The organism is Peribacillus sp. ACCC06369 (genome assembly GCF_030348945.1).
Classification (GTDB): Bacteria; Bacillota; Bacilli; order Bacillales; family DSM-1321; genus Peribacillus.
In genome coordinates this window covers 1,815,704-1,831,260 of sequence record NZ_JAUCEN010000002.1, presented here as the reverse complement: position 1 = coordinate 1,831,260, position 15,557 = coordinate 1,815,704, and the positions used below count along the sequence as shown (strand labels likewise).

Genomic DNA, 15,557 nt, shown 5'->3' with positions numbered 1-15,557 from the left:
CTCTTTCTTTTTTACTTAACTAATATAAGGCAATGATTTAATAAAACAAAATAGATTTATTAGTAACTTTATATGTAATCGAGTATACAATGGCCCACTTGTTAATAAGATTTTAAGGATGGTTTAATAAAGGAGGCTTTAGTTATGAGTGAGAACACACAGGAAGCTAATATGCGAAATAACTCTGCGATGTTTGTAGAACGTTCCTTAGATGAGATTCGTTTTTGGTCAAGAATAATGAAGGAACACTCGTTATTTCTAAGACTTGGTTTTAGATGTGAAGATACACAGCTAATTGAGGAAGCCAATCAGTTTTATCATTTATTTGAACGGATAGAACAGCAATCCCATTCATTTACAAATCAAACTGACCCAGAACAGATTAGAAGATTTAATGCGGAAGTGCAACAAGCTGCTACAGGCATATTTTTTTTCAAAAGGAAGGTATTGGGATTAATACTTACTTGTAAATTGCCTGGTGCAAACAATTTCCCACTTTTAGTCGACCATACAAGCCGGGAAGCCAATTATTTTAGAAAGCGATTAAAAGAATTAAATGAGGGTAAATTGAAACCACTTGAAGATGCTATCATCAAAGAAAATGTATTCTTTTTAAGGATAATGGCTGATCATGCAAAATTTATCGGACATCTCCTTGATCCATCGGAAAGAAAGCTTGTAGATATGGCACGAAACTTCAGCAATGATTTTGACCAATTAGTCTTTCAGGCTGTTGACTTAGAGTCCATGAAACCGCAATCTCAAACCGTCCCTCTTTTGGATCAATTTCTAGATCAGAATCGTGTTTCAGTAGTATCACTTCGAGACTTTAAGAAAACCGCCAGAGATTTAATCGAAGAATGCAAAATCAAGAGCATTATCCATCCACTATTGGCAGATCACGTTTTCCGTGAAGCCGAACGTTTTCTTGCAATTATCGATATGTTTGAATCCCATCTTACTGGTGAAACATACAATTAATATAGTATGGAGAATTGTTTTTTATAAAATTGCAATTATCGTTTAGATATTCCAAACCAATTAGGCCCCTCTCGAATATGAGAAGGGCTTTTACAATGTTTAGCAGATAACGTCTTAGGCAGCCACTAACTGCCTCCACCCATTCACACTCTTTTTGGTATTTCTGTAATCCACATTATAGGGGGCAATTTCTCACGGTTGTAATAATTCCCTGTTATGTCGGACTATACTTTTCATTTTAGGTATTTTTTAAGTTTCTCTTTATCAGAAACATGAATCCATGGTAAATCTAGATTATCATCATTAATACCAGGTTGGATAACGCGGCTATATAAAAGGTCATAAATACAATCATTCATTAACTGGATATCTTCGTCTGATATTTTCCGGTTATATGTTATCGTAGCGGCTCCTGTTTGAGTTATCCCTCCTATTAAACCCCGTTGTTTTAATGAACTTCCAATCACTTCTCGGATAGCCTCTAGACTAGTCAACGGGAATACTTCAAGGTGTTTAACAATCATTCTTAAAATATCCTCTTTAGATAAATCCTGTTCAATATTTTGTCGCAATTATTCCACCCCCATTTGTAAAAAACATTCTTCAAACGAACCGTAATTTCCTCCTTTATCCATAAAAAGAACGATATTCTGATGCCTCCCTCTTCTTTATTCTCAATGATTATAAATAAAAAACCAGATTACTGAGACTTTCAGTCACAATGAAGAAGTTGAGTTTCTATACAATCGAGTATCCTTCTTTCCGGAAATTTCAAAGGGTCCAGGCGCTGTATGAGTGGTTTGATTTTTGCAGATTAAATTCATGGTAAATATTTGAATTGTGATAACATATAAATTAATAATCAATATTCACGAGGGGAAAGTTGCTTATCTTTAAATTCATTCTGTTCATTCATATTTTTGCTGGAGCAATCTGTCTTATTAGTGGAATAGGTGCTATGTCTTCAAAGAAAAAAAGAGGTAAGCATACAACCTTTGGTGAAATTTATCATAGTGCGTACGTTGTTGTTTTTGTCACATCCCTGACAATGGCAATTTTGAATTGGGAAAGCAGTGCCTATTTATTTTTCATTGGGATATTTTCATATTCTTTCGCATTTATAGGCTATGTATCTGCCAAGAAGAAATGGAAAAACTGGATTTCATCTCATATAAGCGGGATGCTCGGTTCCTATATTGCTATTTGTACAGCAATTCTTGTAGTTAATGTATCGAATATAACTATCTTGAATGAATGGAATCCATTAATCTTTTGGTTTCTTCCAACCATAATAGGTTCTCCTCTAATATTTTTGGTTGGACTGAAATATAAAAAATTCAAATCAATTTAAATGCAGTCAAAAAGGCTACCCCAAAACAAAGAAGATGAATATAAATGGATTTAATTGGCGATAATTATATTATTGTACTACCCCCTAAGTGGTACTCCTCCATTGTTAAAAGCCCTTCTCTTAATCGAGAGGGCTTTTTTTGTTTTTGGCTTTGTTAAATATTTTGTTGAGATGCGATAAAAATCAAAAGGAGCAAGTTGGTCCACCTGCATTCCAGACTGTGATGATTGCTGCCTTACTCTTTCCCCATCTGCCTTCCATAACATTTTTCATTGAATTCACTTTTTGTTCTATTTGTAAAGCTTTAATTAGTGCTTGATTTCTAGGACCATTAAATCCATCCGTACTCTGCTTTAATTAGGGCTTGTTACGTTTTTTGATGATAACTGGAGTTCTTCCCCTTTGATTGGACTGCTGTCATTGCATTGCTACATATTAAAGGATTCAAAAGATTAAACGGATGCTTGTTCCTATCTTTGGAAATAATAGATACCTCTTACTCTATTCAATTTTCACCATGTTTCTGATATGCTTTTATCAATTAAAAAAAGAAAGGTGTAGTTACGATGATAAAGGAATTCAGGGAGTTTATAACTAAAGGAAACGTTCTCGATCTTGCTATAGCTGTAGTGATGGGTGCTGCGTTTGGGAAAATCGTTTCATCACTAGTCGAAAATATTATCACACCGCTAGTTGGAATTATATTAGGGGGGATCAATGTTTCTTCGTTAACCATTAAAGTTGGAAACGCAGTTCTTAAATACGGTATATTTGTTCAAGCTGTGATTGATTTCTTGATTATTTCGTTTGCGATTTTCATGTTTATGAAGATAGCGAATTCAATTATTAGAAAAAAACAAGCCAAAGAGGAAGAGGTAATAGAAGTGGTACCGGCAACCGAGCAGTATTTAAAGGAAATCCGTGACCTTTTACAAAAAAATTCAAGGCAGGACGAAACATTATAAGTCCATACTTTAATTCAAGATACGGAACAATTCTTTAGGTCGCATGTCTTCTTGAAGTAACGGATACGTATTTCAAGAAGACACATATAAAATTTTAGCTTTAAACTAGCCACTCTCAATTAAGAGAAGGGCTTTATCTTATTCTGGACGTAATTATTGACCAATTCTTATTCCAATTTTCAAAGAAAAACTGAATGTAAATCTACAATATAAAATATTCCCTCTAAATTGACAATGGTGTTTTCTTGTTTAATTAAATAACGCTGAAAGTTCAAAATTTCCAGAATCCCTCTCATTTTCCAAAATGAAAAGCATCCTCGAAAGGATGCTCCAGACTGTAGACAAATTCGAAAAACGGGTTTGCCTACAGTATTGCGGGGTCTTGGCTAGCCAGTTTTCTGCAGGAGTGTCGCAAATTTCTTCAATCCAGTAAAGGTTTCATAAACCAGTAAAAAACCATAAAGTATAGCCTAGTCATGTTTTAAATTCATGGTTCCGGATGAAATCATTCCCCCCCCCTTTTGTCAACAAACTAAAACATCCTCGAAAGGGTAATCTTACATTGATTCATAGTTTTTAATTTCAAATTCATTCTCAGGCCGATTAATCGACTTTCCCAATTTTTTAATAAGCTCCTGGTAATCCTTAGTATCATTAGGATCTATACCTTCTCTGACGTTCAGTATCTCGTATCGGTCATACTTCTCTGGAATAAGTTTTCCGTCAGCATGAATATAAAGCCTATATTTAATTCTCAGATTCATATTACCATCTCCTTTACTATCATTTCGATATAGGGAGCTAATTTCCTGCAAGAAAGAATACCTATATATGGCCAAAACTATTCGTTTATGATCAGAATGCTCGTAGCTCGTACCATCTCTTTTCTAAACATGTATATTCGCGATTTCAGCAGGGGGGAAGTATGAAGTAACTTCATCCCTTTACCTAAGGGTTGTTGTATATAAAATAGAAAAACCAGATTAATATACTTTCACCTGAATTTTTTTTGTTATTCAGGCATAAATTGTTCAATACGAAAAAAAAGAGAAGTGGAGGTTTTTTATATGACACACCCCGAACCAGTATTAAAAATGTACAACTACCACGTGTGGGCAAATGGCGTTATCATTGATCGTTTAAAAGAACTTCCACAGCACATTTATCATAAGGATATTCAGAGTGGTTTTTCTTCGGTATCAAAAGTGTTGTCTCACATTTATCTCACAGATTACGCTTGGTTTGACATTATCTCCGGTAATAGTATGAATGAAGCAATGGCGTCTTCTGACCAATTAAGAGAAGTGATGGAAAAGAAAAGTATTGAGGAAATGAAAAAAATATTTCTAGACTTATCTGAAAGAAACAAAGCACTTCTGAACAGTCAAGAAGATATGGATAAGGTAATTGTGGTGGATAACCCGTATGCTGGTTTGCTTGAAACTTCCATTTCCGAATCGGTATTACACGTTGTCACTCACGGATCATATCATCGAGGCAATATTGCTACCATGTTGCGGCAAATGGGGCACACTTCCGTAATGCAAGATTTTGGGCTTTATCTTTATTCAAAATAGCACACCAAACTATAAACCATTATCCTATAGGGGGATGTATCGATGGATGAACTAGTTGGCTCTTGTGTGCACTGTGGTCACGATGTATATTGCACGGCTGGTTTTCTGAACGGTATTCTGTTAGATAACAAGAAAATCTTATGTTTTAATTGTAAGGAAATTTTAAATCCAGTCATTGAAGCAGAAGGGTCAGGGGAGCAACTTTGAATAATCCATTTTCGGATTTGCAGGACCCAAATAAAATTAGAAGTTTTACTAAGTGAATAGGATGTGGGAAATGTGTAATCACGCTTTTTAGTAAACTAGAGAAAATTCTTTTATATAATTGAGCATTGTTTAAAATTGTTGATTATTGGATACCCGTTTTGCGTTGAATCCCACCTTTTTTATAAGGCTACAAATAGGTCATGCCAATGATTTGGCATGACCTATTTTGCCCGATGAACGGTCAGATTGACCTTGTTGGTTTCACACATAAAGGTTGAGAGATGTACTGGTTGGTCGTTTGCATCGAAAGCAATCTTTAATATTCTAAATAGATTAGCGCCAATATCACATTCTAAAAATTTAGCATAGTTTTTTGTAGCAGCAATCACGTCTATAATTTTATCGTTACTTACTATTTCCGTGTGGTAATCTTCCAAAAGGATTTTATAAGTTGATTCATCCCTAGCAATTTTCTTTTCTAAATCCGGAAAACGAATTAATGAATAATGAGCGGTATCGTAGAAAAGCGGACGATCATTTACATACATGAGCCGCTCAAGTTCCAAAACGGGAGTTCCTTCTTCAATGAGGAGATGACCTGCCACATCTTTTGGTGCTGGCATCACCTCACTTCTTAAAATTCGCGAATTGGGTATCATCCCGAGCTGATGACTAAACTCCGAGAAACCACTTATAGATAACAACTCATTATGGAACTTATTTGATGCAACAAAGGTACCTCTACGTGGAATTCGTGTCAGAGTTCCTTCCTTCACCAATTCCTCTATTGCTTTGCGTATGGTAATGCGACTAACGTTATAAGCTTCACACAGCTCTGCTTCGGTTGGGATCTGATCATCTGGTTTATATTTCCCGTTCTGAATATCATTCTTCAACATTTGCCTTATTTGCATATATAATGGCTGGGGGGTTGAAGGATTTAAATTCATATTAGTTTCATCCTTATCCGTCAAAATTTATTATATAATATCCATTATACATTATTTCCAGCCCCAGTCACCACGCACCGAAATATCCAATTGTTTTCGCAGCAGACTCTGTACCCAATTCTAAACAATTGCAGATAGAATGGCCTTTCAATATCCCATAGATAAAACCGGAAATGAAGGAATCCCCTGCCCCCATCGTATCCACCACATTCACTTCAACGACACCGGATTGATAAAATTGACCGCCATCGTAGGCAAGTGAACCATTTTCACCTAAAGTGGCAACCGCAATTTTAGATCCTTGATTTTTTACATCCTTTAAAAATTCGCGGATAAAAGCATCATCCTTCGTATAAGAAAAGAAAGGATAATCAACAAACGTCGGTAAAATTTTCACGAGATCGTGATCTAGCTGATCTGAGAAATCAAAAGACGTGAGCATTCCTTTTTCTTTAAAAAAGGGATAGTACTTATCCGCATGTCCCCAAATCCCTGAATGTATGAGCTGATAGGTTTGAATGAAATGGAGCTCTTCTGTCGTTAAGCTGAAATGTTTCATGACACCTTCGTCGTATTCTCCGAACCTGCGATCATTTCCTACCATTTCAACGAAAGTAACAGCAGTTTTTCCTTCTTTCCTCGAAAGATGAGAAATATCAACCCCTTTTCCCTGAATCGCTTTAACCATTTTGTCACTGTATCGATCGGAACCCACCCAGCCAATATAAGCAGATTCCGCACCTAACCCTTTCAAATAGACTGCTACATTTAAAGGATTACCACCAGGATAGACCTCCCCGCTTGTTTGATAGACATCCATACAGTTATCTCCGACTGAAATCGTTCTCATCATTTCCCCCCGCTTTCTTTGAACTTAAGAAATGAGCACTACTAAGTAGCGCTCCACATATCTTAATATTCCATTTGTCGATAGTATCTTCTAAGTGTTAATGGATGATTTCTTTCACGCTCTAGGTAAACGCTAATCCTACTTAATAGTGACCAGTTAATACTAACTGAAAAGTGCTTTCTGAATTCTTCGCTAATGCCTTCCATTTCGAAGCATTTGGTATCAATGACCGTTACATTTTTTGTGATTTTTTCTACAAATCTCTCTACACGGTCCATCAGCGGTCTTGTTTCATCTTCTCCTTTTAGTAAAATAACACTTGTATCTTCAACAACAAGTTCAAGCGTTCCATGGAAAAACTCTGCCGCGTGGATGGATTTCGCTTGGATCCATTGCATTTCCTCTAAAATACACATTGCATAAGAATAGGTGTTTCCCCATAGATTACCCGAACCCACCATCATGTGGTAATCCGTGTCTTTATGTGTAACGGCAAATTCCTCTGCTCTTTTGTCAAAAGATTTAACAGCACTTAGAATTGCACGTGGAAGCAGCGAAACTTCCTTCGTGAATTGCTCATATTGTGGGAATTCATCTTTGTTATACATGAAACGGAAGACGACCATGTATAGAAGCATAAAGAAAGTATCAAAAGAGTGCGTTTCAGAACCTGTCGTGATACAGAAATCCGCAATTTGTGTTAACGGAGTATTTGGCTCTGCAACTAATGCGATTGTAGTAGCCCCCCTTTCTTTGCAATACTCTGCCGCTGCAACTGTTTCTTGAGTAGTCCCGGATACGGATGTAAAAATACAGACTGAATCTTTGCTAAAATGCTTATGATTCATAACCATAAATTCAGCAGCAATTTCTGCATGGACATCAATGGTGGAATTAGATTTTAAAATGTATTCATAAGGATACATCATGGCTATGGTTCCTCCAGCCCCGATCAAAAAAATATTACTGTATCCCCTTTTTGTGATTCCATCTACCATTTCCTCAATCTGGCCTCTAAAAGCAAGCCCCTCTTTTTCTACCAGATTTAGAAATAATCCCTCATCAAATTTCAACATCAACATCTTCCTCCCTTTATCCCTCGTTTAATTGTTATGTCTTGTATTATACCCAAACATAATAAATTGTACAATTTTTATTAATCGATATTTCAAGGAAGTTTGTCATATAGGTCAAACTTCTTTCCATCATTCTGCTAAGCCACTATATCGCTGTCGTTTTTATTCTTTGTTCCATATTTTCTTTCCCAATAATAGTAAACTGGTAGCCCTGTTGCTATAACAATCAATGCTGCAATCACTCCTTGGATAGGTGCCCAAGTAAATGTTCCCCAGGCCAGCCATGACGCTCCAAGAATGGCTAAAATCGTCGTTAATCTCCACTTTGGCATTCGATAGATTGGGTTATAATCCTCCCTTTTTCGACATTTATATACTGCCGCAAAATCCATGATGTTAATAACCAATTGAATGAGTGTGAAATATCCAAGTAATACCGTTAAATTACTAAAGCATACAAGAATGCATGCATACGTAATCTGAATGATGATGGAGAAACTTGGAGTTTCATATTTAGGATGGACTTTTGCAAAGCGTTGAAAGAATAGTCCGTCCTTTGCCATTGCATACTCAAGGCGAGGCTGAAACATTATGCAAGAGCTCAGTGAACCCAAGATAACAATAATAGCCGTAACGGCCACAAATGATGATGCAATATCAGATAGTCCTGGAATGTACTTAACAGCTTCAGAAACAGCAGCATTTGAGTTCATTAATTTATCAAATGGCATCAAGCCGATGACACAAACCGCTAGCAACGTATACAAAGCCAACACAATGAAAACCGAACTAATAAGTGCTCGTGGAAGTATTTTCCCTGGGTTTTTGAACTCTCCAGCCATGAAACAAATCGCTGCCATCCCCGTATATGCCCAAGTGGTTGCGGATACACCACCTATTAAACTTGTCTTTTCAGCACCAGGTCCGGGAGTGTAAGCAAAATTATCGAAGTTCATATACATTAACCCTAGGACAATGACAATCAGGAAAGGAATGATTTTAATAGCCGTGATAATGACTTGGAAAAGGCCGCCTTCTTTCACACTTCGATAATGAATAGATGTGATGATCAGGATGATCGCAATACCCAATAATTTCCCGGCCATTCCAGAGAAGAATGGAAAAAAGGTTGCTAAGTATGAAACAATCGCTAAAGCCATAATCGATATGGATGGAGGATCCAACGCCCAGAACGTAGCCCATCCATATAGAAAGGCTAGAGGTCTCCACCCAGCTTTATTCAAGTAAACGTAACCGCTTCCATTTTGGGGGTATGCTGTCGATAACTCTGCCAATACCATTACTTGCGGAATGGCAATTACCCCGCCTATTATCCAAGCTAGAATGGAAATGGAAGGGGTACCCGCAGCTTTTGCAACATCACCAGATGAGACAAAAATACCTGATCCTATAGTAGTTCCAACAGCGATCGCCAGAGCAGACCAAAAACCCAGTTTTCGTGTAAGTGAGCCATTACTCATAAAGAGTTCCTCCAAATCAGATGATTAAATTCCCAATTCCCTTACTTTTTTAATAGATTTCATGATTGCATCATTTGGATTATGATAATAATTTGATCCCATGATCTCTAGAGTACATGTCCCTTTGTAACTGTGGCTCTGAAGGCTTGTTAAGTATTCTCTCCAATTTAAAACCCCATCATCCAGTGCCAAATGAGCATCTGATTGACCGTCTCCGTCTATTAGGTGAAAATGGCTTAATTCTGGAAGGATGGAAAAGTAGTCATCAGGTGTTTCACCTGCAAGCTGCATTGCAACTGTATCGATCATTCCTGTTAATGAAGAAGATTGGATTTCCTCTAACATTTTCTTTTGCCCTATAGAGTCGATAACCAGATTGGTTTCATACCTAGTTAATGGCTCTAAAGCAAGAATCAAGCCTTCCATCTCAGCTACTTTGGATAATTGATAGATTGAGTCACTTGCATACTTCCATGATTCCTCCTTAGTGACAGAAAAGTCTCCTATTCCAGAAGTAATGAGCATCATGTTTGTATCTAACTCCAGGGCAGCGTATAGATTTTCCATAAAATATTCAATGCTTTTTTTTCGCCAATGAACATCTGAGGATGCAATGTTATAAGGATAGATACATTGTTCTGGAGTATAGCAGATGATTTTCATATTCCTTGATTTGATTTCCCTTCTCAAACTTCTTATATTTCCCAGAATGTTGCGATAAACATACAGATGTGGCTCCCCACCCCATAATTCAATACTATTAATCTCAAGGCTGTCCATACAATCCAAAAAATAGTGAAAAGGGAAATGCCTAAAAGTGATATTCATCCCTGCAATATTCAATTCTTTCACCTCCTCTTTAATAAATATATTTTCATTTGTTATGCTTTGTATTATAATTAATCAATACAAAGATTGCAATTAATATTTTGAATATTTAAATAAAATAAATTGATTCTCAAAATGCGTTAAAAGGCATGATTTTAATCACGCCTTCATACCAATTAATTATTTTTCACTAAATATGTTAGAATGTGTTTAGATTGATTGAAATAATTCTTTTGATTCGTTTACCATGACTTTGCCCGAATTGAACGGACTTTTAAATGAGCTTTCGAACCGTTACTGCAGCGAAATAAAAATCGTATCACTCCTCTCATTTATCACCTTTATTTCCTGATATTTTCTTAACAACATCCAAAAGAATACACCTTTAAATATTGTCCCTGTGAGTTGTGAAAAAAAAAGAAAAAACACCTTCAAAAGCCGTAATAGAGGTTATACATCTTAAGATGGTGTATATTATTGGAAAAGATAGGTTGTATTACTTGAAAACTTAGTGAAGTCGCATTAGCGTCTAATACTTGAAAATATAGCAGGAAATACAATATGTACTAACTCAACAAAAAGGACGTGCCATAATAATGAATCACGATAAAACAGCAATCACTAAAGTTCGTACAGGCCCCATGTTTGCAGTGATGCTGGCTGGTGCTCTGGTCGCTTTCTTAAATCAGACTCTAATCAATATCGCATTGCCACAATTAATGAATCATTTTGAAATATCAGCTGCAACAGCTAATTGGCTTACAACTATCTTTTTACTGGTCAATGGGATTGTCATACCGATTACAGCTTTCTTAATGGAACGATTCAACACAAGGCAATTATATCTTGCTTCGATGGGACTCTTTGCTTTAGGAACTTTTCTATGTGGAGTTGCCCCTAGCTTCTCCGTCTTATTGATCGGACGTGTGGTTCAAGCTGCAGGTGCAGGGATTTTATTCCCTTTGATTACAAATGTAATTTTCACTTTATTCCCTCCTAACAGACGCGGTTTCGCAATGGGTATATTTGGTATCGCCATGAATTTTGCACCAGCCGTGGGACCGACGTTATCAGGATGGATCATACAAAACTATTCATGGCGGGTTCTGTTTTTCATCATTTTCCCATTTGCCCTTCTTGACTTTATATTTGCAATTTTCATCATTAAAAAAGTAGGGAATACTAGCAGACCCAAACTCGATAAAACGGGTGTAATTCTATCCACTATCGGATTTGGCGGAGTTCTATACGGATTTGCTACAGGCGGTACCAAGGGCTGGGGCAGTTTCGAAGTCCTGACCATGTTCCTTGTTGGAGGAATCAGTTTAGCTTTATTTGTCTGGAGGCAATTTACTGTAAAGCATCCTATTCTGGAATTTAGAATTTTTCGTTACCGAATGTTCACATTAACGACAATCATCAACATCATCGCGACTATGGGTATGTTCTCTGGAATGATCATCATGCCAATCTATATGCAGAATATCCGTGGGTTCACTCCGATGGAATCCGGTCTCATGCTATTGCCTGGCGGTATTTTAATGGGAATCATGTCTCCTATCACAGGTAAGCTTTTTGATCGATTTGGTGCGAGATGGCTTGCGGTAAGCGGACTTGCCATCACTATTATTACAACCTATCTTTTAACACGGCTTGAAACAGATACGTCTTATTCTTATGTGGTGTGGGTATATACCATTAGAATGTTCGGCATGTCGATACTGATGATGCCTATCTTCACAGCTGGATTAAATGAATTGGCACTTAGCCTGAATAAATATGGAACAGCCATGGTCAATACGTTGAGAATGGTGGCAGGTGCCGTTGGCATGGCATTCTTTGTGTCTGTCATGACAAATCAGGGAACGAAACATGTACAGGAAATTTTAACTCAAAGAAACATATCACCAGAAAATACATCTCAAATGACCATGGCCATTAAACAAGGAAGCGTAATGGGAGTAGATGATGCATTCATGATAGCTACATGTTTAACCATAGTTGCGTTCATACTGGCCTTTTTCATACGGCGAACTTCACCACAAGAAGATACCATCACAAATCGTCTATCAAAAAAAATCAGCTTGAATAAGCAAAGTTAAACCTAACCTAGTTTCCAAGGTTAAATACATCCTCTTATTTACGGACTTGCCCCATTAAGACATATAATTACTGAATAAGGGACACCTTTTTATGAGTGTCTCTTATTTTTGCCCTGATTACATGGTCTCAAGGAGACGGCCTTTATTTTAATCCTGCTGAACTCAGCAAAACTTCAGAAAATCATCTGAAAAACAAAGCCAACAATATACAAATAGCAATCGTAATTTCCAGTCAGCTAAGTATATATTTAAATTCCTCTCATATATTTTAAGATAATGATTTGGACAAGGGGAATATTTTTATGAAAAAGTTTGTTACTCTGCTTTTTTCAAGTTTTTGCATTGGAATTGGTCTTAACCTGTTTATAATCCCCATTCATATAATAAATGGCGGGATATTTGGAATAAGTTTGTTAATCAAAGTTTGGGGTATCCAGGTTGGGCATACCATGATCATGATCATGATCATGATCAACATTCCCATATACCTTCTATCTCTTCTATACGATAAGTCTTATTTCTTTAATGCCATATTGGGGTTAGCTTTTACTTCAACCATTATTGATTTGCTAACACCACTAAACGGTTTGGTTCATCTACCGATCATTACGAGTGCCATTATCGGTGGAATGACGATTGGGATTGGTGTTGGCTTTATGCTGAGACAACATATTAGCCCCGGTGGAGTGGATTTGCTAGCACTATTAATCTCAAAATCCACAGCAACTAATCCTGGAATAGTTATTTTCATTATGGATACACTAATAGTAATTGCGGGAATTATTATATTGAACGACTTAAAGTTAATATATTCCATCCTCACGATTTCCTGTGTCGGGATATGCGTCATTTTAATCAATTCTTTTAAGTCAATAAATTTTTTTATTAGATAAAGCCATGCCTACAGGGCTGCAACAGGTCAAATACAGTGGCGCAATGTTACACTATTCATTTCTGCCAACACTTCAGGGATAAAAGCAGCAAAGCTAATCATGTAACATTCTTAAAATCACATCAAAAAGGCAGTGGTTAAATTATCCACTGCCTTTTACAAAAAAGAAAACTCCAAAATTACCTGCAAGCGGTGGACTTTTGGACTTTCCCTGATGTAATTAAAAACCTGTGAGTAAAGTATTCTATTACACCAAGTAATAATCCTACAATAATTGCTCCTATAAAAGTGATGGAAGCATTCCATAAAAGATTAGAAAGAAAATACACAATCAAAACGGTAGCTACAAAATCCGCTCCAACACTTATCCATAAAGTTCCGTTTTTTTATATGAAATATTCCATACCAACCCCGACAATCGCAAGTAAAAGACCTATAATAATTGGTTGCCAAAGAGATGAATAATTTATACCTTCATAGAAAAACCGGTGTAATTGCTTTACTTCATGTTTACTGTTTTATGCAACCCTCACTAGATTGAAGAAATTTGCGACACTATTACCGAATAACTGGAGACGCTTGCTGCGAGGAGGCTTGGGGCAGCCAGTCGCACTTTTACTCGTGAATTCAGCATATTTACTCGTGAGTTTGAGCTATTTACTCGTGTATTCGTGCTGTACCCATGATTTCGCACGTTTACTCGTGATTTCGCGCCGTTTACTCGTGAATTTTGCTGTTTTACTCGTGAGTTTGAGCTATTTACTCGTGAATTCAGCATATTTACTCGTGAGTTTGCGCTATTTACTCGTGAATTCATGCTACACCAGTGATTTCGCGCCGTTTACTCGTGAATTTTGCTGTTTTACTCGTGAATTCAGCATATTTACTCGTGAGTTTGAGCTATTTACTCGTGAATTCGTGCTGCACCCATGATTTCGCACGTTTCTGAAATCAACTGAAACGTTTTTAATGAAAAAAAACTTCAGGCAAACTCGTTTTTCTTCGAGTTAGCCTACAGTCAAGCAATTCTTAAAGAATCGCGTCACGATTGTTGAAGTTCAATTATTTTTTTATAGACTGCATTAATAAAAGGGAAGTGGAATATGATTAACATGTCAATCTCAGGGAGGGAATGAATAATAAATGAAAAAAATAAATATTATATACTGGATTTTCACAGGGCTTTTGGCGGCATTAATGGTTTTAGGTTCCATTCCGGATATAATGTCTGTTCCCAATGCAGTCGCTTTATTTAATCATTTAGGTTATCCTACCTACCTTCTACCCTTTCTTGGTATTGCCAAATTATTAGGTGTCGTGGCGATAATTATTCCTGGTTTTCCGAGAATTAAAGAATGGGCATATGCCGGTTTTGTATTTGATTTGACTGGTGCTATGTATTCAAGCATATCAGTGGGCGACCCTGCCAGTGAATGGCTTCTATTCATTATTGGGTATATTTTGATTGCCGGCTCTTATATTTTCCATCACAAAAAAGTAAAATCCGCTTCATTAAGTAATAAGAATAGCGTAACAGTATAATAAATTGGCAACCTCCTACACATTTAAGGAGAATTGGATACTAAAAGAGTCCCAATAAGATTTACATTATTGGGACTCTGCTTATCTTTCAGACCATTAGGTGTTATTAAAAATCTTAACTTCCTGTTTTTGAAGATAAATAAGCGACAAGTATATAGCGTTCAGGTGCTGATCCGATAAAATCAAAGGGATAGCAGGTACTGACGGTAAGCGTTGCTCGTGGTTTTGGTACGATTACGGTTCGATCATCCTCATCCACAATTCGAACTTTGTTGACTTTGTATGTGAACTCTCCTGCAGATGTTCTTACAATCAACAAATCTCCCTCGCCTACTTGCCCGAGTTTACGGAATACCGTATCTCTATGACCGGAAAGAACGGAATTGTCATTTTCACCTGGTAGCACACTTTCTGCAAAGTGACCAACGCCTTTCTCCAATTCATCCTCATTTGTTCCATGAAAAATAGGTAGTTTCGCTTTTAATTTTGGGATATAGAGTTCCCCAATTTCTTCACCTGTTTTAGGCCGGACAGGATAAAGCTCCTTCGTTGTTGCTTTCTTACTTGGTGGTTTCTGCACTGTTTCTGTTTCTGTTTCTGCTTCTTTTACTTGGCTACTTGGAGCGTGAGTTTTGTAAAGAAAGTATCCTTTTGCAAACTTATACATATTAGTTGTGGAGAACCAAACCCCAAATAAAATGATAACAATAGAACAAGCAAGCAGAAGCAACCGCTTTTTTTTAAATTGTTTCATA

Annotated in this window: 18 protein-coding genes; 9 read left to right on the top strand and 9 right to left on the bottom strand. The window is 36.8% G+C overall.

Annotated elements, in window-relative coordinates; translation table 11 throughout:
- The first annotated feature begins 144 nt into the window (after positions 1–144).
- Positions 145–981, top strand: a complete 837-nt coding sequence (locus QUF78_RS09800; RefSeq protein WP_289316973.1) for a DUF2935 domain-containing protein — start codon at positions 145–147, stop codon at positions 979–981.
- A gap of 233 nt (positions 982–1,214) precedes the next feature.
- On the opposite strand, the gene QUF78_RS09795 is transcribed toward QUF78_RS09800, so the two are convergent.
- A complete protein-coding gene (locus QUF78_RS09795; protein WP_289324495.1) occupies positions 1,215–1,553 on the bottom strand; it encodes a hypothetical protein in 339 nt (112 codons plus the stop codon).
- Between the two features lie 311 nt (positions 1,554–1,864).
- Here QUF78_RS09795 and QUF78_RS09790 point away from each other — a divergent pair, with 311 nt between their 5' ends.
- Both QUF78_RS09790 and mscL read left to right on the top strand, forming a co-directional pair.
- The gene (locus QUF78_RS09790; RefSeq protein ID WP_289324494.1) at positions 1,865–2,332 is read left to right on the top strand and encodes a DUF2306 domain-containing protein; all 468 of its coding nucleotides are present in this window, start codon (positions 1,865–1,867) and stop codon (positions 2,330–2,332) included.
- Positions 2,333–2,898: 566 nt separating this feature from the next.
- On the top strand, positions 2,899–3,297 hold the full coding sequence (gene mscL / locus QUF78_RS09785; RefSeq protein WP_289324493.1) for a large conductance mechanosensitive channel protein MscL: 399 nt from the start codon (positions 2,899–2,901) through the stop codon (positions 3,295–3,297).
- Between the two features lie 557 nt (positions 3,298–3,854).
- Here mscL and QUF78_RS09780 read toward each other — a convergent pair.
- A complete protein-coding gene (locus tag QUF78_RS09780; RefSeq protein ID WP_289316994.1) occupies positions 3,855–4,061 on the bottom strand; it encodes a hypothetical protein in 207 nt (68 codons plus the stop codon).
- Between the two features lie 303 nt (positions 4,062–4,364).
- On the opposite strand from QUF78_RS09780, the gene QUF78_RS09775 reads away from it, so the two are divergent.
- Both QUF78_RS09775 and QUF78_RS09770 read left to right on the top strand, forming a co-directional pair.
- Positions 4,365–4,874 carry a DinB family protein gene (locus QUF78_RS09775; RefSeq protein WP_289324492.1) on the top strand — a complete coding sequence of 170 codons (510 nt, stop codon included), beginning with the start codon at positions 4,365–4,367 and terminating at the stop codon, positions 4,872–4,874.
- A 42-nt stretch (positions 4,875–4,916) separates the two neighbouring features.
- Complete coding sequence (locus tag QUF78_RS09770) at positions 4,917–5,081, top strand: hypothetical protein (RefSeq protein ID WP_289324491.1); 165 nt, start codon at positions 4,917–4,919, stop codon at positions 5,079–5,081.
- 221 nt (positions 5,082–5,302) lie between these two features.
- Here the strand turns inward: QUF78_RS09770 and QUF78_RS09765 are convergent, their stop codons facing one another.
- From QUF78_RS09765 to QUF78_RS09745, 5 genes are all read right to left on the bottom strand, one after another.
- Positions 5,303–6,031, bottom strand: coding sequence for a GntR family transcriptional regulator (locus QUF78_RS09765; protein ID WP_289324490.1), 729 nt, complete (start codon positions 6,029–6,031; stop codon positions 5,303–5,305).
- A gap of 67 nt (positions 6,032–6,098) precedes the next feature.
- Positions 6,099–6,881 (bottom strand): fructoselysine 6-kinase, encoded by a 783-nt coding sequence (gene frlD / locus QUF78_RS09760; protein ID WP_289324489.1) that lies wholly within the window; start codon positions 6,879–6,881, stop codon positions 6,099–6,101.
- Between the two features lie 62 nt (positions 6,882–6,943).
- Complete coding sequence (locus QUF78_RS09755; RefSeq protein ID WP_289324488.1) at positions 6,944–7,957, bottom strand: SIS domain-containing protein; 1,014 nt, start codon at positions 7,955–7,957, stop codon at positions 6,944–6,946.
- A 137-nt stretch (positions 7,958–8,094) separates the two neighbouring features.
- The gene (locus QUF78_RS09750) at positions 8,095–9,438 is read right to left on the bottom strand and encodes an amino acid permease (RefSeq protein WP_289324487.1); all 1,344 of its coding nucleotides are present in this window, start codon (positions 9,436–9,438) and stop codon (positions 8,095–8,097) included.
- 24 nt (positions 9,439–9,462) lie between these two features.
- Positions 9,463–10,281, bottom strand: coding sequence for a TIM barrel protein (locus QUF78_RS09745; RefSeq protein ID WP_289324486.1), 819 nt, complete (start codon positions 10,279–10,281; stop codon positions 9,463–9,465).
- A gap of 581 nt (positions 10,282–10,862) precedes the next feature.
- Between QUF78_RS09745 and QUF78_RS09740 the strand changes: the two genes are divergently transcribed.
- Positions 10,863–12,368 (top strand): DHA2 family efflux MFS transporter permease subunit, encoded by a 1,506-nt coding sequence (locus QUF78_RS09740; RefSeq protein WP_289324485.1) that lies wholly within the window; start codon positions 10,863–10,865, stop codon positions 12,366–12,368.
- 302 nt (positions 12,369–12,670) lie between these two features.
- Positions 12,671–13,261, top strand: coding sequence for a YitT family protein (locus QUF78_RS09735; protein ID WP_289324484.1), 591 nt, complete (start codon positions 12,671–12,673; stop codon positions 13,259–13,261).
- Between the two features lie 178 nt (positions 13,262–13,439).
- Here the strand turns inward: QUF78_RS09735 and QUF78_RS27800 are convergent, their stop codons facing one another.
- Positions 13,440–13,628 carry a DUF2512 family protein gene (locus QUF78_RS27800; protein ID WP_353957938.1) on the bottom strand — a complete coding sequence of 63 codons (189 nt, stop codon included), beginning with the start codon at positions 13,626–13,628 and terminating at the stop codon, positions 13,440–13,442.
- A gap of 169 nt (positions 13,629–13,797) precedes the next feature.
- Here QUF78_RS27800 and QUF78_RS09730 point away from each other — a divergent pair, with 169 nt between their 5' ends.
- Both QUF78_RS09730 and QUF78_RS09725 read left to right on the top strand, forming a co-directional pair.
- The gene (locus QUF78_RS09730) at positions 13,798–14,193 is read left to right on the top strand and encodes a hypothetical protein (RefSeq protein WP_289324483.1); all 396 of its coding nucleotides are present in this window, start codon (positions 13,798–13,800) and stop codon (positions 14,191–14,193) included.
- Between the two features lie 210 nt (positions 14,194–14,403).
- Positions 14,404–14,802 (top strand): DoxX family protein, encoded by a 399-nt coding sequence (locus QUF78_RS09725; RefSeq protein ID WP_289324482.1) that lies wholly within the window; start codon positions 14,404–14,406, stop codon positions 14,800–14,802.
- A gap of 115 nt (positions 14,803–14,917) precedes the next feature.
- Here QUF78_RS09725 and QUF78_RS09720 read toward each other — a convergent pair whose 3' ends face one another.
- Complete coding sequence (locus QUF78_RS09720) at positions 14,918–15,556, bottom strand: class D sortase (RefSeq protein WP_289324481.1); 639 nt, start codon at positions 15,554–15,556, stop codon at positions 14,918–14,920.
- Position 15,557 lies beyond the last annotated feature (1 nt).

Bases quoted from the DNA above. Each gene is read 5' to 3' on its own strand.
- QUF78_RS09800 (WP_289316973.1), top strand. From the start codon at position 145: ATGAGTGAGAACACACAGGAAGCTAATATGCGAAATAACTCTGCGATG.
- mscL (WP_289324493.1), top strand. From the start codon at position 2,899: ATGATAAAGGAATTCAGGGAGTTTATAACTAAAGGAAACGTTCTCGAT.
- QUF78_RS09780 (WP_289316994.1), bottom strand. From the start codon at position 4,061: ATGAATCTGAGAATTAAATATAGGCTTTATATTCATGCTGACGGAAAA.
- QUF78_RS09775 (WP_289324492.1), top strand. From the start codon at position 4,365: ATGACACACCCCGAACCAGTATTAAAAATGTACAACTACCACGTGTGG.
- QUF78_RS09770 (WP_289324491.1), top strand. From the start codon at position 4,917: ATGGATGAACTAGTTGGCTCTTGTGTGCACTGTGGTCACGATGTATAT.
- QUF78_RS09765 (WP_289324490.1), bottom strand. From the start codon at position 6,031: ATGAATTTAAATCCTTCAACCCCCCAGCCATTATATATGCAAATAAGG.
- frlD (WP_289324489.1), bottom strand. From the start codon at position 6,881: ATGAGAACGATTTCAGTCGGAGATAACTGTATGGATGTCTATCAAACA.
- QUF78_RS09755 (WP_289324488.1), bottom strand. From the start codon at position 7,957: ATGTTGAAATTTGATGAGGGATTATTTCTAAATCTGGTAGAAAAAGAG.
- QUF78_RS09750 (WP_289324487.1), bottom strand. From the start codon at position 9,438: ATGAGTAATGGCTCACTTACACGAAAACTGGGTTTTTGGTCTGCTCTG.
- QUF78_RS09740 (WP_289324485.1), top strand. From the start codon at position 10,863: ATGAATCACGATAAAACAGCAATCACTAAAGTTCGTACAGGCCCCATG.
- QUF78_RS09735 (WP_289324484.1), top strand. From the start codon at position 12,671: ATGAAAAAGTTTGTTACTCTGCTTTTTTCAAGTTTTTGCATTGGAATT.
- QUF78_RS09725 (WP_289324482.1), top strand. From the start codon at position 14,404: ATGAAAAAAATAAATATTATATACTGGATTTTCACAGGGCTTTTGGCG.
- QUF78_RS09720 (WP_289324481.1), bottom strand. From the start codon at position 15,556: ATGAAACAATTTAAAAAAAAGCGGTTGCTTCTGCTTGCTTGTTCTATT.